Source organism: Hafnia alvei (genome assembly GCF_034424155.1).
Classification (GTDB): domain Bacteria; phylum Pseudomonadota; class Gammaproteobacteria; order Enterobacterales; family Enterobacteriaceae; genus Hafnia; species Hafnia alvei.
Genome location: NZ_CP139992.1, coordinates 415,425 through 428,141 on the forward strand (window position 1 = coordinate 415,425; position 12,717 = coordinate 428,141).

12 protein-coding genes and 1 pseudogene are annotated in these 12,717 nt (G+C 50.1%); 4 read left to right on the forward strand and 9 right to left on the reverse strand.

Annotation, left to right across the window (positions count from 1 at the left end):
* Positions 1-112: 112 nt before the first annotated feature.
* The 3 genes from mltC to mutY form a co-directional block, all read right to left on the reverse strand.
* Entirely contained in the window at positions 113-1,192 is a 1,080-nt protein-coding gene (mltC, locus tag U0008_RS01880; protein ID WP_025798590.1) for a membrane-bound lytic murein transglycosylase MltC, read from the reverse strand.
* Positions 1,193-1,274: 82 nt separating this feature from the next.
* Positions 1,275-1,547, reverse strand: coding sequence for an oxidative damage protection protein (locus U0008_RS01885; RefSeq protein WP_025798592.1), 273 nt, complete (start codon positions 1,545-1,547; stop codon positions 1,275-1,277).
* Positions 1,548-1,598: 51 nt separating this feature from the next.
* Positions 1,599-2,657 carry an A/G-specific adenine glycosylase gene (gene mutY / locus U0008_RS01890; RefSeq protein WP_025798594.1) on the reverse strand — a complete coding sequence of 353 codons (1,059 nt, stop codon included), beginning with the start codon at positions 2,655-2,657 and terminating at the stop codon, positions 1,599-1,601.
* Between the two features lie 346 nt (positions 2,658-3,003).
* On the opposite strand from mutY, the gene trmB reads away from it, so the two are divergent.
* Together trmB and U0008_RS01900 are read left to right on the forward strand one after the other, a co-directional pair.
* Positions 3,004-3,720, forward strand: coding sequence for a tRNA (guanosine(46)-N7)-methyltransferase TrmB (gene trmB / locus U0008_RS01895; protein WP_025798597.1), 717 nt, complete (start codon positions 3,004-3,006; stop codon positions 3,718-3,720).
* Positions 3,720-4,046: a YggL family protein gene (locus tag U0008_RS01900; protein ID WP_025798599.1), complete on the forward strand. Its 327-nt coding sequence runs from the start codon at positions 3,720-3,722 to the stop codon at positions 4,044-4,046. The genes trmB and U0008_RS01900 overlap by 1 nt, the downstream gene beginning before the upstream one ends.
* 132 nt (positions 4,047-4,178) lie before the next feature.
* Here U0008_RS01900 and U0008_RS01905 read toward each other — a convergent pair whose 3' ends face one another.
* Positions 4,179-4,673: a hypothetical protein gene (locus U0008_RS01905; RefSeq protein WP_043490535.1), complete on the reverse strand. Its 495-nt coding sequence runs from the start codon at positions 4,671-4,673 to the stop codon at positions 4,179-4,181.
* Between the two features lie 207 nt (positions 4,674-4,880).
* Between U0008_RS01905 and glsB the strand changes: the two genes are divergently transcribed.
* A complete protein-coding gene (gene glsB / locus U0008_RS01910) occupies positions 4,881-5,807 on the forward strand; it encodes a glutaminase B (RefSeq protein WP_025798602.1) in 927 nt (308 codons plus the stop codon).
* 14 nt (positions 5,808-5,821) lie between these two features.
* Complete coding sequence (locus U0008_RS01915) at positions 5,822-6,550, forward strand: YggN family protein (protein ID WP_043490538.1); 729 nt, start codon at positions 5,822-5,824, stop codon at positions 6,548-6,550.
* A 42-nt stretch (positions 6,551-6,592) separates the two neighbouring features.
* Here U0008_RS01915 and mdoC read toward each other — a convergent pair whose 3' ends face one another.
* From mdoC to fucI, 5 genes and pseudogenes are all read right to left on the reverse strand, one after another.
* A complete protein-coding gene (gene mdoC / locus U0008_RS01920; RefSeq protein ID WP_043490540.1) occupies positions 6,593-7,669 on the reverse strand; it encodes a glucans biosynthesis protein MdoC in 1,077 nt (358 codons plus the stop codon).
* 178 nt (positions 7,670-7,847) lie between these two features.
* On the reverse strand, positions 7,848-8,603 hold the full coding sequence (fucR, locus tag U0008_RS01925; RefSeq protein WP_043490543.1) for an L-fucose operon activator: 756 nt from the start codon (positions 8,601-8,603) through the stop codon (positions 7,848-7,850).
* Positions 8,604-8,682: 79 nt separating this feature from the next.
* Positions 8,683-9,108 (reverse strand): L-fucose mutarotase, encoded by a 426-nt coding sequence (gene fucU, locus U0008_RS01930; protein WP_043490545.1) that lies wholly within the window; start codon positions 9,106-9,108, stop codon positions 8,683-8,685.
* Between the two features lies 1 nt (position 9,109).
* Entirely contained in the window at positions 9,110-10,573 is a 1,464-nt protein-coding gene (fucK, locus tag U0008_RS01935) for an L-fuculokinase (RefSeq protein ID WP_043490548.1), read from the reverse strand.
* A gap of 302 nt (positions 10,574-10,875) precedes the next feature.
* A pseudogene (gene fucI / locus U0008_RS01940) lies at positions 10,876-12,666 on the reverse strand (L-fucose isomerase).
* Between the last annotated feature and the right edge of the window lie 51 nt (positions 12,667-12,717).

Below are 12,717 nucleotides of genomic sequence, written 5' to 3' on the forward strand. Positions count from 1 at the left end.
TTTAACCCTAACCTCTCCTAAGCAGGAAAGGTAACCGTTCGGTGTTCAATAGAATACTCGGCCGGAACCTCCCCCAGCGAAGGGGGAGGCTGGATAGGATTAATGCAAAAACCTACTTCCCGCGACGATAGCTCTTCTGGGCGTTGTTAACTTTGTATAGATAACGACGAGATTCGCCCGATGGGTGCTTATTGGTTAGCGTTTCGTACACATCACCCGGCGTTAGCTGGTTGATGATACTTACCGCGCGGTTACGGTCGCTGGAGAACACGCGCAGCACGCTACCTGCCCCACCGTTATAGGCGGTAATAACGGCATAGCGGCGTGAAGTTGGGTTCTGAATACCACCCAAATAGTTGTTCTGCAAAATCGCCAGATAGGCAGTACCTGTATCGATATTGTTTTCTGGATCAAACAGATAGCTACGGCTTGGCGTGCCCCATTTCCCTTTCTGCACGAATACGTCTTTACCCGCCGTGTGCTGAACCACCTGCATCAGACCGAGCGCATCCGATCCGCTTACCGCATACGGGTTAAAGCTGGATTCTGTTTGCATAATAGCCAGAATCAATGACTCATCAACGCCATATTTTTCAGAGGCTTTGCGCACCATGCCAAGATATTTATGCGCACGCTTATCCAAGTGGTTAGGCACCAGTTGAATGGTTACGGAGTAAATCACGTGCAGGCCAGACGTACGTTTCATCAGCTTATGCTGGATCAGATAGTCGGCAAAGTTACTGGCGCGCCCCTGCCAGCGAATAGGCTGCCCGGTGTTATCTAGCACCTGCCCATACAGGAAGGGTTCTTTACTGATCTGAATATCGTTCACATCAGAATAGAGATCGATAGACCCCGGATCGTCACCCATCAGCAAAGTGCTCACGATCGCCTGTTTTAAACTGGCTGCGGGATCGGTTGGTGAGATGGTTTCGATGGTGATCTGGCCGGAATCAAAGTTGATATGGCTACGTGTCAGGTATTGACCGGTATATTTTACGTAGTCTTTTGGACCCGCAATCAGTACCTCGTTAATGCCCCAAATGTTTTCAATGTTATGGGCAAACTGTCCCATCAAAATATCGAAGCCATTGGTATCTTTGACAAAGGCTTCGCTGTCCTGAGTATTTTTCTTTCCAGAACAAGAGATCAGCAAGGGTGCGATCAGGATCAATGCTAAAACTTTCTTCATCTTCACAGCCATATTGGATGAAAAATGGGTCTCAAATCGCGGGCTTAACATGATTAAACCCGCAATATACTCATTAATAAGCTTACTGACTTGGCGGCGTGTAACCTTCGATATGCACGTCGTGGCCTTCAAACAGGAACTTCACCATTTCCTGTTCCAGCAGTTTTCGGTCATCAGGATTCATCATGTTGAGCTTTTTCTCGTTGATGAGCATGGTTTGTTTCGACATCCACTGCGACCACGCTTCTTTAGAGATTTCGTTATAGATCCGCTTACCCAGTTCACCGGGATATAGCTGGAAATCCTGCCCTTCGGCTTCTTGATTCAGAAATGTACAAAAAATCGTTCTACTCATGATTATTCCTCATGTGGTGAGCCTGGTTCAGTTTATTGAAAGTCATAGCTCTCACTTAGCAACAGGCTCTTTTACCAGCTGCTGCAATAAACGTTCCACGGGGGCTGCCAGACCGACAGACGGTGGCTGGGCTAAGTTATACCAGAGTCCAGTTCCTTCATCCATGCAGTGGCTGTGCTGTGTTATATCAAACCAAATTGGCACGATATCTAAATGAAAATGGCTAAAGGTATGGCGAAATGAGGTTAGCTGATGAAGCTTTGGCTGACCTATGCCCAAAGACTCAACGTGCTGACGTAATTCGTCTTCGCTGGCAAACTGTGGGAAGCAGTACAAGCCACCCCATAGCCCAACGTTAGGACGCTGTTCCAGCCAGACCTTATCGCCTATTTGCATCATTAAGAAATAGCCGGTTCGTTCGGGAATAGTCTGCTTCGGTTTCTTACCCGGATACTGGCTCCAACTGTTGTTGGCGTAAGCCATGCATCCGCTGCTCAGCGGGCACAGTTCGCATTTTGGTTTGCTGCGCGTGCAAACTATCGCGCCTAAATCCATCATCGCCTGATTAAATTGGCTGACGCCTTTGGCCGGAGTGACTTCTTCACTGATTTGCCACAGACGGTTTTCAACCTCTTTTTTGCCCGGCCAACCGTCAACCGCATAGCAGCGGGCCAATACGCGTTTTACGTTTCCGTCTAAAATAGGGTAATGCTGGCCAAGCGATAAAGAGAGAATAGCGCCCGCGGTAGAACGTCCAACGCCGGGCAGCGCGCAGACCTCTTCAAAAGAGGTTGGGAATTCACCGCCGTGCTTTTCAACGATGGTTTGCGCGGCTTTATGTAGATTACGCCCACGGGCGTAGTAGCCGAGGCCGGTCCACAGGTGCAAAACTTCATCCTGAGGCGCAGCGGCGAGCGCTCGCACGTCAGGGAATTTTTCCATAAAGCGCAGAAAATAGGGGATCACGGTCGCAACCTGCGTTTGTTGCAACATGACTTCTGAAAGCCATACTTGATAGGGTGTTTTTGGACTTTGCCACGGCAAAGTTTTGCGTCCGTAGCGGTCGTACCAAGTTAGCACCGACTGCGCGAACTGTTGCGCCAGCATCATAAGCGTGAAGAGTTCCCATTAGGCCGCGCTGGTTAAGAAAGCGAGGCCGATAAAAATAGGCAGCGATTGCAGCACAGAGCCTACCTGCTGTAAACCGGATCTTTCTCAAGCGGGTGCGAATAGGCGATTTCCTGTTATCCGCAGAGAGCTGGTTATACCTAAAAGGGTGATGTGATAACGATGATTAATACGCGTTTTATTCAACGATTAACGCTAATTAATGAAAGTTTCTGACTAGAGCTTGCCAGTAGCTGTTAAAATCAAAACTTGTTAAAACGGGCCAATTTTGCATAATGCGCGCTCACTTTATGTTAAACATCCACATTCAGGCAGATGAAGCACCACTATGAATGACGTTGTATCACCGGAATTTGATGAGAACGGCCGCGTTATGCGCCGTATCCGCAGTTTTGTTCGCCGCCAAGGGCGTCTGACCAAAGGGCAGCAGTTTGCGCTGGATAACTTCTGGCCGGTGATGGGCGTAGATTTTCAGCCACAGCCGCTGGATCTGGTGGCTTTGTTTGGCCGTGAAGCGCCTACCGTGCTTGAAATCGGCTTTGGTATGGGCGCGTCGTTGGTTACCATGGCGCAGCAGCATCCTGAGAAAAACTTCCTCGGCATCGAAGTGCATTCGCCAGGGGTGGGTGCATGTTTGGCCGCAGCTCATGAAGCGGGCATCACTAACTTACGCGTGATGTGCCATGATGCGATTGAAGTACTGGAAGAGATGATCCCGGAGAGTTCGCTGGCAATGGTTCAGCTATTCTTCCCCGATCCATGGCATAAGGCGCGCCATCATAAGCGCCGTATCGTACAAGCTCCGTTTGCACAGCAGATTAAGAGCAAATTAAAAATCGGCGGCGTTTTCCATATGGCAACTGACTGGGAAAACTACGCTGAGCATATGCTGGAAGTGATGAACAACGCACCGGGTTACAAAAACCTGTCCAGCGATAATACATACGTCCCTCGGCCGGACTCGCGTCCATTAACGAAGTTTGAACTGCGTGGTCAGCGTTTGGGGCATGGCAACTGGGATTTGATGTTTGAGAGGGTAGAATAATGGCTAAAAACCGCAGCCGTCGTTTGCGTAAAAAGATGCATATCGATGAGTTTCAGGAATTGGGTTTCAGCGTAAGCTGGAACTTTGAAGAAGGCACCGGTATCGACATTATCGACACTACCGTTGATAAATTCATCGATGAAGCGATTGAGCCAAACGGTCTGGCATTTGATGGCAGTGGCTATCTGGCATGGGAAGGTCTGATTTGCCTGCAGCAGATCGGTCAGTGCACCGAAGAACATCAGAAGCTGGTTAAAGACTGGCTAGAAGCACACGGCATGAAAAATGTTGTCGTGAGCGATCTGTTTGATGTTTGGTGGGATTGATTTCCACAGGTATAAAAAAACCCGCTTCGGCGGGTTTTTTATTGTTTTGCGAAGGGTATCCGCACAATTTTATCGTTTTTGACTGCCAAATCGAAGGCTTGTTTAGCAAGTTGCATACCTAAAATCTTTCGTTCACGCACCGTCATTTTTTTGAGTTCTGAAACAGGGGGTCTTGAAAGCATAACCGAGTTCTCCGGGGCCAATATTGTTGCTGAGTTCAAAATTTAACCTATTTTCGCTTCTGCTTACAAGCCTATCGTAGAAATGTTTTAAGCGTAAATTTTCAGCGTTGGCAAAATAGGATTTAGCATTAAATGTTTGATAATGCTGTTCAATAATTTGAGTAAGAATCTCGCCAAGCATCAATAGTTCTCGATAACCAAAGCGCGTTATTTGTGAAACCGGAGAGGCATAAAAATGACCAGATTCGAAGTTATCTTGGCGATCGAATTTGACGTCATAGCTAGGTTCTTGCAATAAAAAACCAACCTCCTCAGATCTAAATATCAAGTAACTGTCATCATCAAGATCTACCAAAGAAAACAAACAGGTAAACGGTTGATTATGGATGCTGAAATGGCATAGATGCAGGGTGAAGCCCCCCTGTTTTAGCGCTAGAAATTCCATGTAATTTACTCTCTGTCCATAGCGATAATTTGCGCAATCTAGCCCTGATTATTTTAATCTTCTAGTGAGAACCACAGGTTATGGAATGCTGTTCGCAAAGTTATTTTGTATCCACGTTATCTCTCTGCTACTCCTTTCCGTTCCGGCGCATTTGCTTTATCCTCCCGCCCGTTATGAACGTATTTTGGATGCATTGTGGAGTAGCGTGTGGCGACTAAGCTGAGTAATCAACTGCTGGAAGATATTCTGGCTCAGGTACGCCCTTTGATCGGGCAGGGCAAAGTGGCGGACTATATTCCGGCTTTGGCTGAAGTGCCTGCGAATAAGCTGGGGATCGCCGTGTGTACCGTCGATGGCGAAACCTATCAGGCCGGTGACGCAGACGAGCGCTTTTCTATTCAGTCGATTTCTAAAGTATTGAGCTTGACCGTAGCGCTGAGCCGCTATGCGGAATCGGATATTTGGGCGCGGGTCGGTAAAGAGCCGTCTGGTCAGCCGTTTAACTCGCTGTTGCAGCTTGAGCTGGAGCAGGGGAAGCCGCGCAACCCTTTTATTAACGCAGGTGCGCTGGTGGTGTGCGATATGCTCCAGTCGCGTCTGAGCGCACCTAAGCAGCGTATGCTGGAAGTGGTGCGGGCGCTGTCCGGCGAGCCGGATATCGTATATGACGCACGCGTTGCGCGCTCTGAGTTTGAACATTCAGATCGAAATGCGGCTATTGCTTATCTGATGAAGTCGTTTGGCAACTTCGAAAATGACGTGATTACGGTGCTGCAAACCTACTTCCATTACTGCGCTTTAAGAATGAGTTGTATGGAACTGGCGCGCACTTTTGTCTATCTTGCCAATAACGGGCATTCTCCTGCGCTGGATGAGCCTCTCATCAATGAGCGGCAGAACCGCCAGATTAATGCCATGATGGTCACTAGCGGTATGTATGATGGCGCTGGCGAATTTGCCTATCGTGTCGGAATGCCCGGCAAGTCAGGCGTGGGCGGTGGCATTATTGCCGTTGTTCCACATGAAATGAGTATCGCAGTTTGGTGTCCGGAACTGGATGCCTCTGGTAACTCACTGGCGGGAACCGCCGCGCTTGAGATCTTGGCTCAGCGCATTGGCCGCTCGATTTTTTAGGAGAGAAAGAACGCATGATTCGTAAATTAGGGTTATCTCTGCTGATGCTAACCGCGTGGCAGGCACAGGCGGCATGGGAATGTAACGTTAAACCGCAGGATGACATCATCATTAATCCGCAGCAGGTACAGATTGTGGGTGCCAGCGGAAATCTCACCATTGATAAAAACGGCAATATGACCCGCGATGGCAAAGCCGTAGCGCTAAGTGCTAAAGCGCAACAGCAGGCGGTAAATCTGCAATCGGGTATTCGTACTGATTTTCCGTGGATCGATCAGGGGGCTCAGCAGCGTTTAGAAAAGGCTCGTGTTTCGCTGGATAAAGTGATCGTTGAGCAGGTGGGTAGCGACAGCAACATTCGTAACCGCCTGACCAAACTGGATTCTCAGCTCAAAGAGCAGATGCAAAAAATTCTAGAAAAGCGCAGCGATGGGTATACCTTCCATCATCAAGCCATTTCTAAAGTTGAGCAGGAAGGCCAGAATTTAGTCAACCAGACCATGGGTGGTGTTCTGCAAGACAGCATCAATGAGATGGGGCTGAAACAGGCTGCGAATGCCACCAAGTCCGATAACCCGTTACAGGCCATCATGGGCAATCTGGGTGGGTTACAGCAGGCGATCCGTACCGAGTGGAGCAAGCAGGATGATGACTTCAAAGCTTTCGGGAAAGACGTTTGTACGCGCATTACTACGCTCGATAACCAGCGTCAGGCGCTGATTAAAGAGCTGCCAAAGGCGTAAGTGAGACAATAATTTGCCAGCCCAAGCGGTTGGCAAATTTCATCATTTCAGTGAATTTACGACAGGTTTCTGCGGTTTACCCGAAAACAGGTAGCGCAACAGAGGCACGCGGCGATGTATTTCATACAGCGCTAACGATCCTAATACCACCAGCGTGACGCCAATAATGAATCCAATAAATGGGTTCGGATGTGCGGTTTCCATCAGGCTGCCGTAAATAATCGTCAGTGGATGATGTACCAGATAGATAAACAGCGATGCGCCAACAAAGTAGGTCACGCCGCGCGACTCGCGATTTAACAGGCGATGACCCAGCGTAAGTACGACTTTAGTCATCGTCAGACCAATGATGAAAATCAGGCAAAACTGCACGCTGAGCTGAAGCGGTGCGAAGACCTGTGTGTTTTCATTCAATAGATATAATCCCACCGACGCCGCAGCAATCAGACCGTCGCTGAATGACACCCGCGTAATATTTTCTTTATGTTTTATGTGCACGAATGCCACGGCACCGAGCAAATAAAACGGGAAATACATCAACGTATTCACCACTAAAAAGTTAAATAACGCCGAGCCGGTAATCTCAGGCATGAAGGTCGCGCAAAGCTTGTGTAGAACGGCAAAAACAACGCCTAATGCGATGAAAATTGGCAATAACATGTGGGTTGGTACTTTGCTCCAAAGCCCGCGATTCACGATAGCGTTGAGCAGCGGCGCGCTGATGACGGTAAGCAAACTTAGCGTGAGTAAAAACCAAAGGTGTGAAACCAGATACCACACGCAAATATTGGCTTTTTGCCACACATTAGCCTGATCCCAATCGCCGATCCCCGAAGTGTGATGCAGGATATACCAGAACTGGGGCAGCGTGATCAGCACCATCGCGGTTGCCATCGGGATCAATAATCGCGTTAGGCGAACGTTCAGCCATTTTTTTAGCGGGTATCGCTGATACAGCATGCAGGAAAAATAGCCTGAAATAACAAAGAAGACCTGCATACGAAAGGCGTGGATGAAATCATTAAATAAGCTGAGAGTCAGGCTTTCTGGCGTGCTATTCACCACCCAATGGTGGGCTGAATAGACCAGTGAAACATGAAAAGGTATCCCCAACAGCATGAGCGTAGCGCGGATATAGTCTAGATAGTGTTCTCGTTGGATAGTTTTAGCCAATGCGTTATACCTAAAAATCCTGTCAGATAAGCCATAAAGTGGCGTAACTCTAGGGAGATAATGCCTATCCGGCAAGTGTTCGCATGCATTTTTGGATTAATCCGTGCTTAAGTAAGACTTCATACTAACGGCTGATACCCTCATCTTCAGCTTCCGACAAAGCGTCAGTTTCCGGCATTTCTAAGTTCGTTATCACCTGCACCACATCGCTAATGCCACCAATCTTTATTTCACTGGTGCGATTCATTTTGCTTTTATCTATCAGTAATAAAGATTGTAGTGCACGCTTAAGCAGCAGCGATTTAAATTCAGCGTTATAGCTGTTTGAATCCCATAAAATACCTTCTCTATCAATGCCTTCACACGAGAAGATAAAGAGATCGATTTCGAGTTCTTTGAGCTGTGAAAGGATGGCTGGATTGACATAGCACGCATACTTACGCTGTAGCAGGCCGCCGGAGCTGATGAGCTGGATATGCTCTCGTTTCGACAGTTCTTGGCAAATGCGCACGCTGTTGGTGAACACGGTGATATCAATATCAGGTAATTGTTTCGCCAAATACCAGCAGGTTGAGCTGGCATCAAGGGCAATCGTCATTCCCGCATCGATCCATGGAAGCGTTTGGCGCGCGATGTCGGCTTTGCTGGTGAAGTGGCTTTTCAAGCGAGCGCTGAAGGGATCGCCGTTGTCTTGCGTATCGCGCTTGATGCTTTTGGCGCGGCCGTGTTGGCGGATGATCTTACCTTGCGCCTGTAGCGTATTAAGATCGCGTCGGATCGTCTCCTTGCTAACGTGCAGCAGTTCGGCAAGATCTTCAGTGGTCAGGGTTTCATGCTGTCGGATGAGTTGTACGATGGCCTGATGGCGATCTGTTTTCACGATGGCTCTCCTCTCACGAAAAACCATGCGCCGAGTTCTGGCCTAATGGCTGGCGCATGGTTAAATCCAGAGCAAGAGATTAAGGCGTCACCCCTTTTTTTAACAGTATATTCCCGTATTTAGCCGTCTCGCCTGTGATGACGATCGCAAAGGCCTTTTGGGCTCGTTCGTAAAAGGCAAAGCGATCGATACGAGTGACCGACAGATCGCGGCGATCGGGGCTCGATAATGCCTGCAAATAGCGCTGCTCCACGCTGGCATCCAGCGTATCGCCTTCAACCGCAGCCATCATGATCAACGGCGGGGCGTAGCTATCGAGTTCAAACAGCGGGATGATGGCGGCCAGTAAATCGCTGACGCGCAGCCCATCGGCTCGAATGACTTTCGGCCCCATACTATGAGCGGGAAAATGCGCATCGGAAAAAATGATTTCATCGCCGTGTCCCATTTCTGCCAAGGTCTTGAGCAATTGAGGTGAGATCAGCGGAGAGATATTTTTCAGCATTTTATACTCCTTCCTTAAGCAGATTATTTTCGTGGGCAAGAGATTGATAGATCTCGCTTTGCTCGCCGGGATAATAAGATTGATAGCGATAATTCACCTGCTGGCGAGCCTGTTCTGGCGAATCGTAGTAACCCACACCGCTCCAAGCGAACATCGCAGCGCCTAACACGGTGGTTTCTGCATCGTGCAGCACTTTGACCGGAAGATTTAAAACATCGGCTTTAATCTGATTCCACAGCATGTTTCGGCTGCCGCCGCCAACCAGCAGTAATTCCTTAGAAGCAAACCCCCCAATGTTTTCTAGCACTGCGAGATTTTGCTGTAGTTGCCAAGAAAGTCCTTCGAGAGCGGAGCGGTAGAAATGCCCACGCTCGGTGTGCAAACGCATGCCGCGCCAACCCGCCTGAGCGTGGTTATCAAGCAGTTGGCAGTTCATGCGCAGGCCTTCCGCGCCGGGGCGAATGGCGCCAGCTTCGGTAATCATTTGGGCGTAGGCATCGGGGATTTTTTCGTTAGGCCAATAAAGCTGGCGCACTCTTTCCAACACGCCGGACGCTAGCCACTGAAGACCGGGGTTGAACAGGCCTTGGCAGCTATCAAGTTCGCAGGTCGAACCGGCAAAACGCGGCAGCAGCGACGTATTCACCTGTGGTGTGCGAACCATCAGAATTTCCCATGTACCGGATGACAACACGGGCTGATCGAGTTCGGCACCGGAGCCAAACAGGGCAAACTGGGTATCATGACCGGCGGAAATCACCGGAGTGCCTACGGGAATGCCAAAACGCGCGGCCATTTTCGGTAATAAATTGCCAACATGCTCCCCTGCGGCGACCATGCGCGGGAAGAGCGAAGAGGGGAGGCCAGTGCGTTGTAAAATAGTCTCGCTAAAAGTTTCTTGGCGCACGTCGAGTAGCTGGCTGGTGCCAGCCATGGTGCGATCGGTGGTGAATTCGCCGGTCAGCCGGTGGTTAATCAGCGAGGAAATAAACAGCCATGCATGTGCTTGTTCTAATAATTCAGGCCGATTTTCTTTTATCCAGATCAGCTTATACAAAGTATTAAAGCTAAATTGGCCGATGCCGGAAATGGTTTGCAGTTCGCCGGGCGTAATATAGCGATCGATTTTCTCCATAATCGCGGCCGTTCGCGGACACTTCCAGCTAATCACCGGATAGAGTAATTCGCCGTTTTTATCGACCAGCGCACCGTCAACGCCAAAGGTGGTCACGCTCAGCGCATGAATGTGGTAGCCGTTTAGCTGTGGCATGAGCTGCTGACAGCAATCGGCAAAGCGCTGCAAAATGTCATCTAATGACCAGATATGCCATTGGTCATTTTCTGCGGCGGGCTGGCTCGCATTGGCGGTGGACGCCTTAGCGACCACAATGCCTTTGGCGTCTATCGCCATAGCGCGAATATTGGTGGCACCGCAGTCTAAAATGATCACCACATCATGGTTCATGGTGGCTCCTAGTGAATAAATATAAACAGGTTTACCCCACCCCAACCCTCCCCTTGTCAGGGGAGGGAGCCGTTCAGTGACGCAAGCCGAACTCGGTATGCTCCTCCCCTTGTGAAGGGGGGAGGCCGGAAGGGTGTGAATTCCCTGCCGTTAAGTGACACAAATCGAACTCGGTATGCTCCTCCCCTTGTGAAGGGGGAGGCCGGAAGGGGGTAAATTCCCTGCTGTTAAGTGACACAAACCGAACTCGGTATGCTCCTCCCCCTGTGAAGGGGGAGGCTGGGAGGGGGTCACTCCGCGCATTATTTTTTATACAAAGGCCCGTAGTTTTGGCAGGCACGATAATCCTGTCCTTCGGTATCCATGCCGTGCGCGGCCCATGACGATGGACGGTAGATTTCGCCGTCTTCCACGTTATGCATACACACTGGAATACGCAGCATCGATGCCAGCGTAATCAGATCTGCACCTACGTGACCAATGGTCAGCACGCCGTGGTTAGCACCCCAGTTCGCCATCACAGAGTACACATCGGTAAACGGCCCTTTGCCGGTTAAGCGTGGGGCAAACCATGTGGTTGGCCATGTTTCGTTGGTACGCTTATCTAACGTGTCATGCACGTCTTTAGGCAGCTCAACGCTCCAACCTTCTGCGATCTGCAATACTGGCCCAATGCCTTTGATGATATTGACGCGGGACATGGTGAAAGGAACGCCGCCGCGGGTTAGGAAACGAGATGAATAGCCGCCGCCACGGAAATACTCGTGGATCGCAGGGCACCATTCGGTTGCTTGCAGGCAGGCATCCGCTTCTTTCTGGCTGATTTGCCAATGCGGTTTCATGGTTGGGTTGCCCTGAGCGTCAAGCTGACGGCATGAGCCATCTAGCGCCGCAGAGCCGGAGTTAATCAGATGGATGATGCCGTCTTTGGCATGACCGGTGAGGTCACTTCCGGTTACGCGTTTTACCGCTTCAGGTGACCAGTAGGTACGAACGTCGGCGAATACCTGAGCGGTGCCAGTGAGCATGTGCCCAAACAGCATCGCGACGCCGTTGAGGCTGTCGTTTTCAGTGGCTACCACAAACGGTTTACGCACGCCGTTCCAGTCGAACGAGCTATTGAGCAACGCTTCTGCGGTATCGCCATTAGGGTATTGATCGGTCCAGTGACGCTGGCCTTGGAAGCCCGCCGCAATCGCGTTATAGCCTAGTGATTCCTCGACGAATCCTTGCTGAGCCAGTTTTTCGTTGCCCTGCATCATGTCGCGAATGCACATGGCCATCAGCAAGCTTTCACGTAATACCGCTCGGCTGCTTTCTGGCGAACGACGATATTGGTCGGCGTTAAGATCTGGCCCAAAGCGGAAGTTGTTATCCGCCCACGAAAGCGCGAGTTCAAGCTCTTCGGCATCGTAAATCTTCTGATCGATACGGCGGCGTAGTTCGGTCATATCCACCGACTGCACTTTCATACCGAGCCAAGATTCAAAGAAGTTATGATCAACGATGGAGCCGGCAATCCCCATTGAGACGCCGCCCAGCGACATATAACTTTTGCCTTTCATGCTAGCGACGGCTAAACCAGCGCGCGCAAAGCGTAGGAGTTTTTCCTCTACGTCGGCTGGAATGCTGTCATCGCCACCGTCTTGCACATCGTGGCCATAAATAGAAAACGCAGGGATGCCCTTTTGGCTATGTGCCGCCAGCGCGGCTGCCAGATAAACCGCACCTGGGCGTTCGGTGCCGTTAAATCCCCAGATGGCTTTTGGGCGCATTGGGTCCATGTCGATGGTTTCGCTGCCGTAGCATCAGCAAGGGGTGACGGTGATGGTTAATCCCACATTCTGGCGGCTGAATTTATCTTCACAGGCGGCAGACTCCGCCATGCCCGCAATACAGCCATCGGCAATCACGCACTCTACTGCAGCGCCACAGGCGTGATGCAGCTGCTCGCTTAATAGCTGCGCGGTGGCTTTCGCCATATTCATTGTTTGTTCTTCAAGGGACTCGCGTACACCCATGCGGCGGCCATCAATGACTGGGCGGATACCAATTTTGGGCAGGTTTTGTAGGGTCTGGTGTTGGCTATTCATTCTTATTTTCCTCACGTTAATCGGTAGGTTGTCTTTCTTAAGGTTGAATTG

Excerpts from the sequence above, each read along its gene's own strand:
- U0008_RS01915 (WP_043490538.1), top strand. The coding sequence starts at position 5,822 with ATGATTCGTAAATTAGGGTTATCTCTGCTGATGCTAACCGCGTGGCAG.
- mutY (WP_025798594.1), bottom strand. The coding sequence starts at position 2,657 with ATGATGCTGGCGCAACAGTTCGCGCAGTCGGTGCTAACTTGGTACGAC.
- mltC (WP_025798590.1), bottom strand. The coding sequence starts at position 1,192 with ATGAAGAAAGTTTTAGCATTGATCCTGATCGCACCCTTGCTGATCTCT.
- mdoC (WP_043490540.1), bottom strand. The coding sequence starts at position 7,669 with ATGCTGTTGGGGATACCTTTTCATGTTTCACTGGTCTATTCAGCCCAC.
- fucK (WP_043490548.1), bottom strand. The coding sequence starts at position 10,573 with ATGAACCATGATGTGGTGATCATTTTAGACTGCGGTGCCACCAATATT.
- U0008_RS01905 (WP_043490535.1), bottom strand. The coding sequence starts at position 4,673 with ATGGAATTTCTAGCGCTAAAACAGGGGGGCTTCACCCTGCATCTATGC.
- fucU (WP_043490545.1), bottom strand. The coding sequence starts at position 9,108 with ATGCTGAAAAATATCTCTCCGCTGATCTCACCTCAATTGCTCAAGACC.
- U0008_RS01900 (WP_025798599.1), top strand. The coding sequence starts at position 3,720 with ATGGCTAAAAACCGCAGCCGTCGTTTGCGTAAAAAGATGCATATCGAT.
- trmB (WP_025798597.1), top strand. The coding sequence starts at position 3,004 with ATGAATGACGTTGTATCACCGGAATTTGATGAGAACGGCCGCGTTATG.
- U0008_RS01885 (WP_025798592.1), bottom strand. The coding sequence starts at position 1,547 with ATGAGTAGAACGATTTTTTGTACATTTCTGAATCAAGAAGCCGAAGGG.